The sequence below is a fragment of the Haloarcula quadrata genome (assembly GCF_003634715.1).
In the GTDB taxonomy this organism is placed as follows: Archaea; Halobacteriota; Halobacteria; order Halobacteriales; family Haloarculaceae; genus Haloarcula; species Haloarcula marismortui.
On sequence record NZ_RBWW01000001.1, the window covers coordinates 1,143,960 to 1,160,892 of the forward strand.

General features: G+C 62.8%; 11 protein-coding genes and 1 pseudogene. 7 read left to right on the plus strand and 5 right to left on the minus strand.

The window, feature by feature from the left end:
- Window positions 1-36 precede the first annotated feature (36 nt).
- Together BDK61_RS05930 and BDK61_RS05935 are read right to left on the minus strand one after the other, a co-directional pair.
- Window positions 37-540: a winged helix-turn-helix transcriptional regulator gene (locus BDK61_RS05930; RefSeq protein ID WP_121302614.1), complete on the minus strand. Its 504-nt coding sequence runs from the start codon at window positions 538-540 to the stop codon at window positions 37-39.
- A complete protein-coding gene (locus BDK61_RS05935) occupies window positions 537-872 on the minus strand; it encodes a DUF7471 family protein (RefSeq protein WP_007188293.1) in 336 nt (111 codons plus the stop codon). The genes BDK61_RS05930 and BDK61_RS05935 overlap by 4 nt, the downstream gene beginning before the upstream one ends.
- Window positions 873-953: 81 nt before the next feature.
- Between BDK61_RS05935 and BDK61_RS05940 the strand changes: the two genes are divergently transcribed.
- From BDK61_RS05940 to proS, 3 genes are all read left to right on the plus strand, one after another.
- A complete protein-coding gene (locus tag BDK61_RS05940) occupies window positions 954-1,676 on the plus strand; it encodes a hypothetical protein (RefSeq protein ID WP_121302615.1) in 723 nt (240 codons plus the stop codon).
- Between the two features lie 94 nt (window positions 1,677-1,770).
- Complete coding sequence (locus tag BDK61_RS05945) at window positions 1,771-2,556, plus strand: SAM hydroxide adenosyltransferase (RefSeq protein WP_121302617.1); 786 nt, start codon at window positions 1,771-1,773, stop codon at window positions 2,554-2,556.
- Window positions 2,557-2,678: 122 nt separating this feature from the next.
- Complete coding sequence (gene proS, locus BDK61_RS05950) at window positions 2,679-4,133, plus strand: proline--tRNA ligase (protein ID WP_007188296.1); 1,455 nt, start codon at window positions 2,679-2,681, stop codon at window positions 4,131-4,133.
- A 26-nt stretch (window positions 4,134-4,159) separates the two neighbouring features.
- Here the strand turns inward: proS and BDK61_RS05955 are convergent, their stop codons facing one another.
- On the minus strand, window positions 4,160-5,116 hold the full coding sequence (locus tag BDK61_RS05955; RefSeq protein WP_121302619.1) for a patatin-like phospholipase family protein: 957 nt from the start codon (window positions 5,114-5,116) through the stop codon (window positions 4,160-4,162).
- A 472-nt stretch (window positions 5,117-5,588) separates the two neighbouring features.
- Between BDK61_RS05955 and BDK61_RS05960 the strand changes: the two genes are divergently transcribed.
- The 4 genes from BDK61_RS05960 (at window position 5,589) to BDK61_RS05975 (ending at window position 13,004) form a co-directional block, all read left to right on the plus strand.
- A complete protein-coding gene (locus tag BDK61_RS05960) occupies window positions 5,589-6,002 on the plus strand; it encodes a CBS domain-containing protein (protein ID WP_049938701.1) in 414 nt (137 codons plus the stop codon).
- 154 nt (window positions 6,003-6,156) lie between these two features.
- Entirely contained in the window at window positions 6,157-10,704 is a 4,548-nt protein-coding gene (gltB, locus tag BDK61_RS05965) for a glutamate synthase large subunit (RefSeq protein ID WP_121302621.1), read from the plus strand.
- A 180-nt stretch (window positions 10,705-10,884) separates the two neighbouring features.
- Window positions 10,885-11,856, plus strand: coding sequence for a prohibitin family protein (locus tag BDK61_RS05970; RefSeq protein WP_121302623.1), 972 nt, complete (start codon window positions 10,885-10,887; stop codon window positions 11,854-11,856).
- A 164-nt stretch (window positions 11,857-12,020) separates the two neighbouring features.
- Entirely contained in the window at window positions 12,021-13,004 is a 984-nt protein-coding gene (locus BDK61_RS05975; protein ID WP_208644662.1) for an NAD-dependent epimerase/dehydratase family protein, read from the plus strand.
- Window positions 13,005-13,007: 3 nt separating this feature from the next.
- Here the strand turns inward: BDK61_RS05975 and BDK61_RS05980 are convergent, their stop codons facing one another.
- Both BDK61_RS05980 and BDK61_RS24320 read right to left on the minus strand, forming a co-directional pair.
- Window positions 13,008-14,078: a TrmB family transcriptional regulator gene (locus BDK61_RS05980; protein ID WP_121302627.1), complete on the minus strand. Its 1,071-nt coding sequence runs from the start codon at window positions 14,076-14,078 to the stop codon at window positions 13,008-13,010.
- 183 nt (window positions 14,079-14,261) lie between these two features.
- Window positions 14,262-16,826, minus strand: a pseudogene (locus tag BDK61_RS24320) (beta-glucosidase).
- Window positions 16,827-16,933: the final 107 nt, after the last annotated feature.

The window sequence follows — 16,933 nt, forward strand, 5'->3', positions numbered from 1 at the left end:
AGGACTCGAAAGCACCCACTGCCCGCGGAAACCGGGCTACTCGCTCTCGAACAGCCGGTCGAGTAGCCGGGTGAAGCGGCCCGACAGGCGGCTGGATACCGTGGGCTCAACTGCCGCGAGCAGTTCGACCGTCAGGTCCGGCCGGCAGAGCGCCAGCGTCACCCGACCACTGTCTCGACGCTTTTCGACGATGTCGTATTCGACCAGACCGCGCAGGTGGTGTTCGAGCGTACTCCGGGCGATATCAAGGTGGTCGGCTACCTCGTCGGGGCGAGCGGTTTCGCGCTCTATGAGCGTAACGAGAATATCCCTCGCCGTCTCCCGCCGGAGGAAAGCGATGGCGTGGCGCTCCCAGGAGTCAAACGACGACGTGTAGTAGTGCGTCCGCCCGTTGACCGACTCGCTGTGAACGCGGTCGAGTCGAGCCAGATGGTACTGAACCTGTCCCGTTGCGAGGTCCAGCGCCCGTGTTAATTCTCGGAAGTGGACGCCTGGATTCGACTCGATATGCCGATGGATTCGGGCTCTGGTGTCGCTCATAGTCCCTCCTCATCGAGGCGCTTCTCGACTGTCCGGGCGTAGTACACTGCGCCGAGGACGAGCACGACAAAGACGGTATCGAGCGCGTGTTCGAGGAGATGGTGGGTCGGTGCTGAAACCACTGAAAACCCAGATAGCAGCGCAATGAGTGGGCGGACGAACAGCGCGGTGAGTGCGAGCGCAATCAGCAGATATGCACGCGTCCCGCGCTGTCGGTACGCGGCCAGGGCGAGTCCGCACAGGACTGCACCGGCCACGGCAGAGAGGACAACGACGGCGACGATGTCCCAGCTCTCGGCACCGGAATGCCCTCCAATACTGAGCAGGTTCATCAAGCCGTCACTTCGCAACCACGGTGCCTCAGTCGTTCGGTTTTGCGCGACTTTTTTATCGGACCGCTGAGACGTGGCGGTATGGACTGCATCGGCTTCATCTGCGAGCCTGAACACCCGGTGTTTGGTGCCGTCGCAGAGCGGCTCTCCGCTCGGGGGTTTGAAATCCAGTTTCTCCGCCCCGGAAACCCGGTGGCCAAAGCCGATATCGACGACCTATCTGCACTCGTCAATACAACGCTCGGGCCGGAGTCATTCAGCGCCCTTCGGTACGCCGACAGCGTTGGCGTTGAGACGTGGAACGGGTTCCTGCCGACGACGGCGCTTGCCTGCCGACTCGTCGCCCTGCACGGACTGGAGCAGGTCGGCTGTCAGGTGCCGACCGTCTGGTTCGAGAAGCCCGACTGCGATTACATCCCCCGCACTCGCTACTCTTGGGACGGTGTGCCGGTAAACAGTGACGAGGGTGATTTCTACCAGGCCTGTGTTCAGAAGGAGCCGGTGGAGTACAAGTACTTCGCCGTCAACGACGGCCGCGAAACCCATCTGCGAGCGATTCAGGTCCGGTCGGAAGTGTCCGGGCTGGACCGTATCATCAGCGAGGAGACCGTCGAGGTGACGCTTGCGGCCCGCGTCCGGGAGTTGCTAGACCGCTTCGGCGCGCGGGCACTCTGCGTCGAGTTTGTCGAAAGCGAATCGGAGTTCTACGCACAGGGTGTCGACCCCGTGCCGGGATTCGCTGGGACAGGGATGGAACGCCGCGTCGCCGACTCCATCGCCTCCCTGACGACAATCGGTGCCTGAGTCGGCGTCGTCAGGGACGCTCGATAGTTCTGCATCTGGTACCAAGGCACAAGATTATACAGGCGTACCGACGTGGTGGTGACCGGAGCTTCACATGAGCACGTTCGTTCAGCTAATCGCGGATTACGGCCCGGCCGACCCGGCCTTCTCAGAAGTCGTCCATCGTCTCACTGCCGCTGACCCGACGATGACCGTTCAGTCGACCGAAGTCAAGCCATTCTCGACGGTCGCCACTGGATTCTGGATCGCGCAACTCGGCGTCCACAATCCGACGTTCGACGACCTGCTGCTTTACTCGAACACGGCACCACGAACGACAGAGTCGACGCCGGAGCGAGCCGACACCGGCGGGGCGCTCTGTTATCTCGAACTGGACAACGGCGTCCCCGTCGTCGCCGTCGATGCCGGCTACAACCTCTCGTTTATTTCCGACCACGCCGCGACCTTCCGTGAGATCGAACTGCCGGCGGACACCGGTCAGTTCCGCTCGCGGGACGTGTTCCCGCGCCGCGTCGCCGAAATCGCAAACGGGAATCACTCATCTCTCGGGGCGGAGCGGTCACTCGACGACGTGCCGGCCCCGCCCGAGTCCGTGGTCTGTCACGTCGACGGCTACGGGAACGTCAAGACCTCGATCCGCCACTCAGCGTTCACACCGGAGAGCGACACAGTCACTGTCGAACTCAACGGCGAGTCCTGTGAGGCCGTCGTCAGGGACGCTGTGTCGAACGTTCCGGAAGGGTCCCTCGCTATCGTCCCGGGGTCAGCAGGCGGGGACGACCCGTATCAGGAACTGTTCCTTCGTGGCGGGTCCGCGGCGTCAACTTTCGGCACTCCTGGGCCCGGAGATGCCCTCTCCATTCGGGCTGAACAGGCCTGATACCGGCCCCGATACAACGGTCCTCGCGGCGCGGAGTGGGGCATCGAACTGGGTCGGTCGGCGTGCCAGCGGCTCACCACCCTTCGGGGAGTTTATTAGCGCCGTGGGCCACGACACACCTAATGAGTGGCGAGCAGGAACTCGGCATCACCGAGAGCAAGGAGCATTCACCCGGCGAGTGGTACGCCGAGGTCGTCCAGAAGGCCGGCCTCGCGGACTACGCCCCTATGGGCGGGTTCATCGTTACGCGCCCACGTGGCTACGCTATCTGGGAGCGTATCCAGAACAACCTCGACGGCTGGTTCAAGGACACTGGCGTGCAGAACGCCTACTTCCCACTGTTTATCCCCGAGAGCTATCTTGAGAAAGAGAAAGACGTTGTCGAAGGGTTCGACCCCGAGGTGGCGTGGGTAACCCACGGCGGCCACAATGAACTCGAAGAGCGGCTCGCCGTCCGGCCCACCAGCGAGTCCATCATCGCGCCGTTCATGGCACAGTGGACTCGATCGCACCGGGACCTCCCGATGCGGCTGAACCAGTGGTGTTCAGTCGTCCGGTGGGAAGCAACGGAGACGAAGCCGTTCTTCCGCACCAAGGAGTTCCTCTGGCAGGAGGGTCACACCGCCCACGCCGACGAGGACGGCGCGTGGGAGGAGACGATGACCCGTCTGGACCAGTACGCCCGCCTCTACGAGGAGGTCATGGCGATGCCGCCGCTGAAGGGCCGCAAGCCCCCTCACGATAAATTCCCCGGCGCGCACACGACGACTACCATCGAGACGTTGATGCCCGACGGCAAGACCGTGCAGGCCGCCACCTCCCACTACCTCGGGACCTCCTTCGGCGAGGCGTTCGACATCACCTACGCCGACGCCGACGAGGAGGAGAACACGGCCCACACGACCTCGTGGGGACTGTCCTGGCGCGCGATGGGTGCGCTCATCATGACCCACTCCGACGACCAGGGGCTCGTCCTTCCACCAGCGCTCGCCCCCGATCAGGTCGTCGTCGTCCCCATCTGGCAGGAGGACAACAAGGACGAGGTCATCGACTACGCCGCCGACCTCGCCGCCGAACTGGACGAGGCCGGCGTCCGGGTCGAACTTGACGACCGCGAACACCGCAATCCCGGATTCAAGTACAACGAACACGAACTCCACGGCGTTCCCCTCCGTGTCGAAATCGGCCCCCACGAGGTTGAGGACGGTGAGGCCACGCTGGTCCACCGGCCCGACGGCGAAACCGAGACGGTCGACCGCGACGGCATCGCCGACACCGTTACCGACCACCTCGACACCGTCCACGCCAAGCTATACGCCAGCGCTGAGGAGACGCTGGAAGGCGAAATCCGTGAGGCTGAGTCCCGCGAGGAAATCCTCGGCACTATCGGCCAGCACGGCGGCTACGTGAAATGTGGTTGGTGTGGCGACGAGGACTGCGAGGAGCCGATCAAGGACGCTATCGCGGCCGAAATCGTGATGGTGCCCCTTGACCGCGACGAGGAGCCGATCCACGAGGACTGCGCCATCTGTGGTGAGGACGCCGAGGAGACGGCCTACTTCGCCAAGAGCTACTGAACGGGCCCGAGCGGAGCGAGTGGGCATCAGGCGATCCGGTTCAGGAAGTCGTCGGCCTCGCGCTCGCCGCGTTCGAGCAGGTCCTCGATGAACCGCGGGTCACGGTCCACCTTCGAAGACGGAGTGTGCTTCCTGGCGAGTCGCAGGTGTCGGATCTCGACGTGTCTGTATTCGTCGGGGAGATAGCCAGCCCGTACCCAGTCGTTCACTGTTTCGATGAAGTCTAGTTCCTGATTCAGCGAGATGTTTCCGGACAGTTCCTGCCGGCGGTCGGTGATTTCCGCCAGCGAGGTCGGGACGCCGTCGTAGGTCTGTGGCTCGATCTGGATGACCCAGAGTTCGTCGGGCTTTGGCCGCTCGCTGGTCAGGAACTCCTTGACTGGCGGGTTCTGCGAGAACAGGCCGTCCCAGTGCCAGTGGTCGTTCATCTCGACGGCCTCGTACAGCAGCGGATACGCGGCGGATGCGAGCACCGTCTCCGGGGTGATGGCGTCGTCTGAGAAGGTTTCGAACTTGCCGCTGTTGAGGTCAACCGCACCGATGGTCACGTGCGGCGGGGTCGCAGCCGCGAGCGAGTCGAAGTCGTCGAAGTCGATGTGTCGGTCGAGCAGGTCCAGATACCAATCTTGGCCGGCATTGCCCGGCACTGCGTACGGCGAGACCTCCGGGATGGGGAACATGAGTTGCCGGAGGCGCGAGCGCCAAACGAGCGACTCATTGACTAGAAACTCGCCAGGGTCGGTCGCGGCGACGTCGCACCAGACATCATCCAGCATGTCGGCCGCGCGGTCAGGGCCGGCGCTGAGCAGGCCGTACCACGCGGTGACCGCACAGAGTGCGCCACCGGAGGTTCCGCTCAGTCCCACGAGTTCGTAATTAGCGTTGACAGCGGGTAGCAGTCGCTTCAGCGCGCCGGCGGTGAACGCGGTGTGGCTGCCGCCGCCCTGACAGGCGATAGCGACGCTGGGAGCATGACCAGACATGGTTTAATTCATATACGATGGGCTTGTATAGATAGATGCCGGCTGATACTGCCGTGAAGCATATTGCCACCGCTGAGGGAGTATGCGTTCTCACGAAGGTACAGCTAGCAGTATGAAGGAAGGATGGGGTCGGGGAGCGTGTGACATTTTCCTCCGTGCCCCCGATAATCACTGCTGTCCCTATGTATATAAATCGCCGTCAGACTACAGTCATACAAACGCCAAACGGCGAACAGATACCGTCGTAGGAAATACAGTTCTACAGACAGTTTACGACAGCAATGGAAGGCCGACAGCCCTGATGCAACCGACCAGTTGGAGTGGGATCTCGGAGACAGGAGGCCAATAGTTGAAGGGGTGCATACGTTGTGGCGAGCGCAAAATATTAAGACCTTATATATTTCTCAGCAGGTGAAATGGATAGATATCCGGAACCAACACGGTTATATCTCGGCTTATGTTATCGACTGTCATGGACGACGTGTTTGTCGGACGAATTATGTCATCGCCTGTCACCACTGTTGCCGCCGACGCGAACGCGAAAGCGGTCGCCAAGCGGATGCTTGACGAGAACATCAGTTCTGTTGTTGTCGTCGACGCTGACGGAGCGTTGCTGGGGATTCTCACCTCCACGGACTTTGTCGAAATCGCCGCAAAGGGTGGCGATACGGCGGGGTTAGACGTGTCCGAATTCATGACGACGGATCTGGTTACAGTAACGGCAAACGACCCGGTTGAGGCGGCCGCAAGCGTGATGTTGGACCACAGTGTCCACCACCTTCCTGTCGTTGATGAGACGGAAGGAGTCGTTGGAATGTTAACGACAACTGACATGACGGCCTACGTTTCTGGTATCGAGCAGTCATCTGCACCCGTGCTCGGCTGAACACCAAGTGAACCGCCGGCCTGCAGACGACTGTTTATAAATGATGATACAGTTCGAACAATCGTTATAAATATATATTCCCTAATGTGGGGTTAAACAACACTAATACCATTAGGATTACCCTCTTATAGTGGCATCCCCAGTCGTGAAACACATGGTTGAGCGACAGACAGGTCTCTCTGCAGGCGACGCCGGGCTTGCAGATCCCACGGACGAACGGTCGAACTGTGGTGTCGGGGTCGTCATGGACCTCGACGGCCAGAGCGACCACTGGGTTGTATCGGACGGACTCGAACTCCTCGACAACCTCGAACATCGAGGGACGACAGGAGCAGAGCAAGATACGGGCGACGGAGCAGGCATCATGCTCCAGATTCCACACGAGTTTTTCGCTGCCGAAGTCGACGCCGACCTGCCACCCGCTGGCGAGTACGCCGTCGGCACGCTCTTTCTCCCGCAAGACGACGAGGTCGCCGAGAGTCTGAAAGACCTCGTCGAGACGGAACTCGCCGCTGAGGGCCTCGATGTCCTCGACTGGCGCGACGTTCCCACGGACAACAGCGATCTTGGCGCGACGGCGCTCGAATCCGAGCCCGACATCGTTCAGTTCTTTGTTACCTCCGCGACAGGAAAAACCGGGGACGCCTTCGAGAACCAGCTATACATCGGCCGCCGGGCGCTCGAAAACACCGTCGAGGAAAAAAAGCCGCCGGGCCACGAACGATTCTACGTCGTCTCGCTTGCAACCGATGTCGTGGTGTACAAGGGCCTGCTCAAGGCCGAACAACTCGAAGACTACTACCCTGACCTCGAAGACGAGCAGATGCAGTCGACGTTCGCGATGGTCCACGCCCGATTCTCGACGAACACGTTGGGCGCATGGCACCTCGCCCATCCGTATCGTCGCGTCATCCACAACGGCGAGTTCAACACGATTCAGGGGAACATCAACTGGATGCGCGCTCGGGAAACCGACATCCAGAGCGACGAGTTCGAGGGCGATCTGGAGAAGATCAAGCCCATCATCGACGACCCCGAGCAATCAGACACCGCGAGCGTCGACAACGCGCTCGAACTCCTGCTTCAGGGTGGCCGTGACCTCCCCCACGCCCTCCGGATGCTCATCCCCGAGGCCTGGCGCGGCGAGATGAACGACGTGACTGGCGACCGGCGTGATTTCTATGACTACCACGCCTCGCTGGTCGAACCCTGGGACGGCCCGGCCCTCGTCGCAGCCACCGACGGCGACCGTATCGGCGCTGTGCTGGACCGGAACGGCCTCCGTCCGTGCCGTTACGATGTACTGGAGGACAACACGCTCGTGATGTCTTCTGAAGCCGGCGCACTGGAACACGACCCCAGCGAGATTCAGGAACGCGGGCGTCTCCAGCCTGGACAGTGTTTCCTCGCTGACCCCGAAGAGGGTCGCGTCATCCCCGACGAGGAAGTGTTCGACGACATCGCCGACGACAAGTACGGTGAGTGGGTCGCCGAAGAACAGGTCGACATCGACGAGGTTGCCAACCGCGAGGACAACGCACCTCGGGACCCGTCGGACGCGCTCCGGAGCCAGCAGGCCATGTACGGCTACACGTACGACGAGGTCGACCACCTCATTGAGCCGATGGCCGAGAAGGGGAAAGACCCCGTCGGCTCTATGGGCGATGACACGCCACTGTCGGTTCTCTCGCAGTTCAACCGCCCGCTGTTCACCTACTTCAAGCAGCTGTTCGCTCAGGTGACGAATCCGCCGCTTGACTACATCCGCGAGGAACTCGTTACCTCACTGGAGTCCCGGCTGGGCCATCAGCGTAACATCCTCGACGAGAGCCAGGGCCACGCCCGCCAGCTCGTGCTTGACTCGCCAATCCTCACTGACGAGGAGACGCAGTCTATCAAGGACCTGAACGCCAACGGCATGTCCACGAAGGTCATCGATATCACCTACAAAGAGGGCGGCGACCTTCGTCAGGCCGTCGAAGACGTGCGGGCCGAAGCCGACGCCGCAGCACGGGAACACGACATTCTCGTGCTCTCGGACCGTGCGGCCAGCGAAGGCCGCGTGCCGATTCCGAGCCTCCTTGCCGTCGGTGGCATCCACCACCATCTCGTCCGCAACGGTCTCCGCAACCACGTCGGGCTCGTCGTCGAGTCCGGTGACCCGCGTGCGGTCCATCACTTCGCGACGCTCATCGGCTACGGAGCTGGGGCCGTCAACCCGTACCTGGCCTACCAGACCATCGAGGACCTGGTGGCCGGACCGGACGGCGCGGATCTGGCTGATGCCATCGATGCCTACATCACTGCCGTTGAGGACGGCCTGCTGAAGACGATGGCCAAGATGGGTATCTCCACGGTCGAGTCCTATCAGGGTGCCCAGATCTTCGAGGCCGTCGGCCTCTCCTCGGACTTCATCGCCGAGTACTTCGAGGGGACGACCTGCCGAACCGACGGTATCGGTATCGAGGAAATCGAGGACGACCTCACCCAGCGCCATGATGTCGCCTGGAGCGAGGAAGAGCCCGATATGCCGCGACAGGGCGAGTACGAGTTCCGCTCGAACGGCATCCACCACCAGTGGAACCCCAACACGGTCGGCAAGATCCAGCAAGCCGTCCGGATGGGCGACTACGATACGTACAAAGAGTTCGCCGAACTGGTCAACGACCAGAACGAGGAACTCCAGACGCTGCGTGGCCTACTCGAATTCGACTCCGACCGCGAGTCCATCCCTATCGAGGATGTCGAGCCGGTCGACGACATTGTCGAGCGCTTCGAGACCGCGGCGATGTCGCTCGGGTCGCTATCGCCCGAGATGCACGAGAACAACGCCATCGCAATGAATCGGCTCGGGGCCAACGCCAACACCGGCGAAGGCGGCGAACCGCCCGAACGGTTCGACACCGAGAAGGAGTGTACGACCAAGCAGGTCGCTTCCGGCCGCTTTGGCGTTACCTCCGACTACCTCGCGTCGGCTGACGAACTCCAGATCAAGATGGCACAGGGCTCCAAGCCCGGTGAGGGTGGCCACCTGCCCGGCAAGAAGGTCAACGAGATGATTGCCCACGTGCGGTACGCGACGCCGGGCGTCGGCCTCATTTCGCCGCCGCCGCTGCACGATATCTACTCCATCGAGGACCTGAAGCAACTCATCCACGACCTCAAGGCCTCAAACCCCGAGGCTGACATCAATGTTAAGCTGGTCTCCGAAGACGGTATCGGGACCATCGCGGCTGGCGTCGCCAAGGCCAACGCCGACGTAGTCCACATCTCGGGCCACGACGGCGGGACCGGTGCGTCGCCGAAGACCTCAATCAAGAACGCCGGGCTCCCCTGGGAGCTCGGTGTTTCAGAAGCCAATCAGATGCTCCGGGCCACCGGCCTGCGCTCGCGCATCAAGGTGACCACCGACGGCGGCATGAAGACCGGCCGTGACGTGGCCGTCGCCGCCCTGCTCGGTGCCGAGGGGTACACCTTCGGGACCGCCTCGATGGTCACCTCGGGCTGTGTGATGGCTCGGCAGTGCCACGAAAACACCTGCCCGGTCGGCATCGCCACGCAGAACGAGAACCTCCGCGAGCGCTTCCCCGGCGAGCCACAGCACGTCATCAACTACATGACGTTCGTGGCTCAGGAACTGCGCGAGATCATGGCCGAACTCGGCTTCGAGACTATCGACGAGATGATCGGCCGACCGAGCGTACTCAAGCAGCGCGACGACGTGAGCCAGCCCAAGGCCCAGAAGCTCGACCTCTCGGGAGTCATCGCTGAGCCGGCCGACAACGACGGCCGCTACAAGCAGCGCGAGCAGACCCACGAGGTCGACGAACAACTCGACTGGGACCTCATCGACGCCGCCGAGGACGCCATCTACAGCGGCGACCCGGTCGCTATCGACACCGATATCACCAACGTCGACCGTGCGGTCGGGGCGACGCTCTCGAACCGCATCTCCCGCGAGCACGCAAGTGACGGCCTCGCGGACGACACTATCCGGGTCGACTTCGACGGCACGGCCGGCCAGTCCTTCGGCGCGTTCCTCGCACAGGGCGTGACGATGGAACTGACCGGGACGGCCAACGACTACGTCGGCAAGGGGCTCTCCGGTGGGAAGCTCATCGTGAACACGCCGGATCAGGCCCCCTTCGATCCGTCGGAGAACATCGTCATCGGCAACGTCGCGCTGTACGGCGCGACGCAGGGCGAGGCCTACGTCAACGGCATGGCCGGCGAGCGCTTCGCCGTCCGAAACTCCGGGGTCAAAGGCGTCGTCGAGGGTGTCGGTGATCACGGCTGTGAGTACATGACCGGCGGCGCTATCGTCGTGCTGGGCGAGACGGGCAAGAACTTCGCGGCCGGGATGTCCGGCGGCGTCGCGTACGTCTACGACCCCGACGGCGAGTTCGCAGCGAAGGCAAACACCGGCATGGTGTCTCTGGCCGATACGCTCGAAGGCAAGGACCGCCAGATGATTACTCGACTCGTCGAAAACCACGCCGCCTACACCGACTCCGACCGAGCGGCGGAGTTGCTTGACGACTGGGACGCCGAAGTTGAGAACTTCACGAAGGTGATGCCCGACGCTTACGCTGAGGTCATCGCCGACCGCGAGCGCGACGACGTGCGCAACGAGCCGCCGGCCAAGGCCGCGGCGAGCGCCGAAGCCGCCGAGGCTGACTTCGCCGCCTCGACAGACGACTGAAGCGCCACTGTTCGACGTTTTGTCCGTCGTCAAGGGCGCTGTTTTTCCGCCACAATAGAGCCGCGTTCTGTGGTCGTAATGTGACACCGTGACAATCAATCGCTGGTCCTATAGCTGTCGGGCCAAAGTGCTGGACATGGTCCCCGTACAACCACCCGTCGTATCGCATCGGAGCACAGCATGAGTGACATCCCCGGTCCTGACCCCGATTCCGGGTCGGACATCGATATCGATGTCGGCCGTGGCCTCCGCATTGCCGTCAGCGTTGTTGTCGCCCTCGCTGTCGCAACGGCGCTGTTCGGTGGCTATCATCAGGTCCCCGAAGGCCACGTCGGCGTCCAGAAATCGTTCGGCGCGGTAACCGGCGATCAACTCCAGCCGGGCGCACACATCATCGTGCCAGTCAAGGACTCGGTTCAGGACGTGGAAATCCGACCCCGGACCTACACCATGGCCAACACCGAGGGCGAAGGCGACAGACCGTCACAAGCCGATGCGGTGACCGTTCAGACCATCAATGGGACGACGGTCGACATCGACATCACCGTCCGGTACAAGATCGAAGAAACAGACGCGTCGGGATTCGTCACCGAATGGCGGACCGTCGGCCAGGCGGAGGAGCGACTTATTCGACCGTCCGTCCGGTCGCAGCTCCGTGATGAGGCCGCCGGTATCCAGACGAGCGAGATATACACCAACGACGGCCGCGAGCGGCTTGGCGATGCGGCACAGCAGAAACTCGAATCCGCGTTCGAGGGCGAAGCGCTCGTCCTCGAAGAAGTACAGGTTCGGACCGTTGACCTCCCGGACTCGTACGATCAGGCGCTCAACGACAAGGAAATCGCAAAGCAACGCGTCGAAGAGAAGAAATTCGAGATTCAACAGGCCGAACGCGAAAAGGAACGGCAGGAGATTCAGGCCGAAGCCGACGCCCGGGTTATCGAGATTCGCGGTGAGGCGCTTCGGGACAACCCGGTCGTGCTGAAACAGCAGTACGTCCAGAGCATCGACGATTCGGACAAGGTCATCCTGGCGACTGACGACGAAGGGACACCCATCATCCTGCAGACTGGCCGGAGCAGGGGCGGGAACACGTCAAGCGCCGATACAGGGTTCTCGACGAACGTGACGAACGCGACGGCCGGCAACTGACCACAGACGCGAGGGCGCACCTCATTCGTTTTTTCAGCCGTGCTGTTCTCTGGAGAGGGTCGGTCGTCATGCCTCTCCAGCAAACACTCGGTGTCGACTGTCAGACCGCGGCAGACGCTGGCGGTGAGCCACACTGTTTTGCTGGTCCCGTCCGAGAACGGCGTATGGACAGTGTCCTCGTCATCGGCGGCGGTCGGTTCATCGGTCGGCACACAGTCACCGAGTTCCGCGACGCAGGCTACGACGTGACAATGCTCACCCGCGGACGGCGTCAGAACCCGTTCACGAACGCTGAGGTTGCCCACATCGAAGGTGACCGACGTGAGCGGGACACACTCGAAACTGCTCGGGAGCGGGTCGACCCGGACGTAGTCGTCGACTGCGTGGCGTACTTTCCGGAGGATGTCCGAGTGGCGACCGACGTGTTTGCCGATGTCGGCGCGTACGTGTATATCTCAAGCGGCGCGGCCTACGGGGCTGAACGGACGCCCAAGCGGGAGGGGGAGACGCCGCTTGCAGGCTGTACTACCGAGCAGGCCACAACTGACAGCGCGGAGACCTACGGGCCACGGAAGGCCGAAGGCGACCGCGAAGTGTTCGCTGCCGCGGAGGACGGCGTACAGGCGATGAGCGTCCGGCCGACCGTCGTGTACGGTCCCTACGACTACACCGAGCGGTTCGCCTACTGGGTCGACCGCGTGGCCGAATACGACCGGGTCGTCGTTCCCAGCGACGGCCTCAGCCTGTGGCAGATGGCCTACGTCGAGGACGTGGCGAGTGCGCTCCGTCTCGTCGCGGAGCGAGGGACGGCTGGCGAGGCCTACAACGTCGGCGACGAGCACGCGCCGACGCTCCGGGAGTGGGTCGACCTGCTTGCCAGAGTGCACGAGACGGATGTCGAGACCATCGGCGTCGGCGAGCGCGAACTCAGGGCGGCGGGGCTTGCCCCCGACGATTTCCCCATCTACCGCGACTCACCGCATCTGCTGTCGACGGCAAAGCTCCGAGGTCTGGGCTGGTCGTCGACGCCCCACGAAACGGCATTGGCGGTGACCGTCGCCGAACATCTGGAAAACGACCGAACCGGCCGTGAGTTCGGACCTGACCGTGACACGGAAGCAGCGCTTATTGACCGCCTAACCGAGTGACAACTACGCCCGGCGGAGCGTCGTGTGCTTGACCTCGTAGTCCTCTAAGAACGCACCGTATCCGCCGACGGTGATGCGGCTGTCTCCGGTATCGACGACCAGCGAATTCTCGAACCCGAAATCGCTGTTGTGGGGCGCAACGAGGTTCTGTCGGACACCGACCACCTCGCCGGATATCACTTCGAAGTCGTCGTCGGAGCCCGTCGGTCGTGCGTACAGGTCGGCGACGACGGACTCACCAGCCCGGAGCGCAAGCGTGGTCGTGAACACGACGGGGCGGAACATATCGTACCGAGCCGGGAGTGACGGGGGTCGCGAAACGAGGACCTCCTCGCCTATCGGCCAGTAATTGCCCAGGTAGGAACCAACCAACACTGATGCGACAGCCTCTTGCGTAAACGTGATCGCGTTCGTCTCGTCGTGGTCCCAGCTGAGCATCGTCGACGGAGAGACGAACCCGCGCTGCTGGTCCGTCGCAAGCAACGAAGGCGCGCCGTCGAGGCCGATTCGGACGGCGTTGGCGATCTCCTTCAGGTCCAACTCCATCGTCGCCCGGTCGTAACTCGACAGTGTCAGGAGCACGAGGATGCCCCGCTCCCGGGCACGGCGGAGCGGGTCGCGGATATCGGGGAGTCGTCGGGCCGGGATCTGAAGGATAACCTCGCAGTCGGCCGCTTCGATGTGTTGCTCCAGCCGTTTGACGATGGTCGGTCGGGACTTGACCACCTCGAAGGTGTTATTCTCGGCCGCGGTGTCCTCGTATCGGGTCTGTACTGCCGCCTCCAGTGTGTCCAGTTCGCGTTTTAGCGCGCCGAAAGCCTCCGACGGGGGCGTCGCGCGAATGACCGTCGGCGTCCGATGGTCGTCGACGCTGACGAAGCCGTCCACGGCGAGCGAATCACAGATGTCGTACACGTAGCTTTTGGAGACCCCCGCCGTTTCAGCCACTGTTCGGGCTGTTGCCGGTCCCTTTTCGACCACAGCGAGGTACGTTTCCGCCTCCGTCTCGGAGAGGCCATACTGCTGGAGTCGGTCCCGAACGGGCGCGCTGGGTTGGCGTGTGGAGTCAGGCATGGATGTCCTGCTGAAACCGTGCTGGCTGATTCTCTGTCACTGGATCGCTGTTTCAGCTAATCTAATCGAACATACATAATGATTGGTGGGTGTGGGAGCGGGCCGGCATGTGTCTGTGCGTAGTGGGTATTCGGGGTCCGGTGCGCCGGCGGGAACACCCCGGCGTAGGTCGCGGGACCTGTCTCAGGGTCTCCCACGAACCTCGTCGAGCAGGTCAACGACGTCTTCCATGGTGGGGTCGCGGCTGGTGTTGTTGCCGTTACCATTGTTCCCACTATTGCCCCGACCGGGGGTACTCCCTGACCCGTCCGGGAGGCCCGGAACGGGGTCGGGATCGGTGATGCTCGCCGTGTTCTGGACCGTGAGCGTGGCCGTCGGGCCGTCTTGGCCGACAGTAAGTTCGTACTCACCGGCTTCGACGACCTTCGGGCCAAGTCCGAGCACGTCACCGGGAACGACCTCCAGCGCCGTCAGGTCGACAGTCACGTCGACTGTGGTCAACTCGCCGGGGCCCAGCGAGACGCGCTCGTAACCGAGCAGCCGGCGTCTCGGCTGGAGCACTGTGCCATAGGACTGGGTGTTGAACACCTCGACGATGTGCTCGCCGGCCATCCGGCCGGTGTTTGTCACCTCGACGCTGACGGTCACCTCGGACTGGTTCGCCGGGTTGCCGACAGTGGGCTGAGTGACCGAGACGCTCTCGTACTCGAAGTCGGTGTAGGAGAGCCCGTGGCCGTACTCGTAGATTGCGGTGTTATCTGTCCCGCCTGTCGATGTTGGGTCGTAACGGGTGTACTGCACGGGTGTGGTACCAACGTTCTCTGGCCAGCTGAACGGGAGCTTCCCAGAGGGATTGTACTCGCCGACCAGCGTCTCGGCGATAGCGACCCCGCCGTCGCTGCCGGGCTGGCCGGCAAACAGGAGGGCGTCAAGCTGGCTAAACGTTTCTGGAGACCCCCGTGGCGAACCGGCAAGCATGACGCCGATGATCGGCGTCGAATCGTCGGTGGACTCGACGACGGTGTCGAGAAGCGCCTGCTGGGACTCGTCGAGCACCAGTTCGTCCCGGTCACCGAACCCTTCGTTGTGGGTTCCCTCGCCGAGCACGACGACGACGACATCGGATTCAGGTCCAGCCGACTCGACCCGTGACCGCTGCTCGGCGGTAAAGTCGAAGTTGCCGTTCTCGTCGCTCTGCTGGTTCTCGCCGTCGCCCTCGCCGGCCCACCAGGTGGTGTTCTCGTACGAGGTGGAAACGTGCGTGAGACTGCCGACGCGAGCGCGGAGTTCCGCTTCGAGGAGGTTCTGGCGCGGGAACGGGCCGCCGGCGCTGGCCCCCTGCCAGCCGAGCGTCCAGCCGCCGTGTTGCATCAGCGCGCGGGTGTTGTTGCCGTTGCTGTCGACGCCGGGGCCTGTCAGCAGGACGCTCTCGTCGCCGGATAGCGGGAGCGTGTCATCTGTATTTTTCAGGAGGACCATCGACTCCTTTGCCATCGTCTCGGCGGTCTCCTGTGCGCCGCCGAGCACGGTCTCGATGCGGGACTCGTCGACTGTCGGCTGCTCGAACAGGCCGAGGTCGGCCTTTAGTTCGAGGATCCGCCGGACTGCCTCGTCGATGCGCTCCATCGGAATCGCACCGTCTTCAACGAGGCTGACCACGGTGTCGATGAACTGAACCGGGCCCGGCGCGTCACCGCCGTTACCGATCATGTACATGTCGACGCCGGCGTTGATCGCCATCTCGGTCGCCGTCTCGAAGTCGGGTGCGTAGTCGTGGTTCGTGATCATCCGGTTCAGGTCGTCCCAGTCTGAGACGACCATTCCCTCATAGCCGTAGGTGTCCCGAAGTAGCGTCGTCAACAGCCAGTCAGAGGCGTGGGCCGGAACCCCGTTTATCGACCCGCTGTTGACCATTACCGTCCCGGGTTCGGATTTCAGTGCCTCCCGGTACGGCGGGAGGATGTTCGTCCGGAGGTCACGTAGGGACGTCGAGGCCGGTGCGCGGTCGTTGCCGTTGTTCGGGATCGAGTAGGCCGCGAAGTGTTTGACACACGCCGTCAGCCGGTCGTCGTCCTCAAGCGCCCGTGCTCGCACCCGCGAGACATCCGCTTCGAGTTTCGGGTCCTCGCTGATGCCCTTGAAGAAACGGCCCCAGCGGGGGTCCCGCTGTAGATCAGTCGTTGGCGCGAAGGTCCAGTGTGCGCCCATCGACGCCGTCGCGTCGCTCGTGTGCCGTTCGGCCGCCTCGATCAAGCTCAGGTCGCGCGTCGCACCCATGTTCAGCCGTTGGGGGAACACCGTTGCCCCTGCCAGCAGGCCGTTCCCGTGTGTCGCGTCGACGCCCTAAAGGAATGGGATGTCGTGGTCGGCGTTTTCCAGGTTGTACTCCTGTAGGGCATTGATTCCCTGAACCACGGTCTCGCCGTCGAAGCTCGGCGGTTCGGCCCCACCTGAGAGGATCGACCCGACGCCGAGTTCGCTGAAATACTCGCCGACCGTGTCGACCCCGAAGGTGTCGGGGACATTCGATTCCTCGGGTTCCGCCTCGAAGGAGCTAATCGCGACCTGCGTCATCTGGGCCGCTTTCTGCTCCAGTGTGAGGCCGCCGACGAGCGAATCGACGTCCGGTTGCGCCGCGGCGGTTCCAACACCTGCGCCGGTGGCACCCGCTGCCGTGGCCACGCCGGTCGCTTTCAGAAACGTCCGCCGAGACGCTTGCATGCCGTCATCAGTCGTGTCATGTGCCATGACAGGCGCACCCAACCGTGGATGTTAATAATTGTTTTTGGAAAACTGGTGTGTAATCTTTGTCAAAAGATTTGCCGCCGGTTCGGTCTCGGCGCCCTGACTGATGC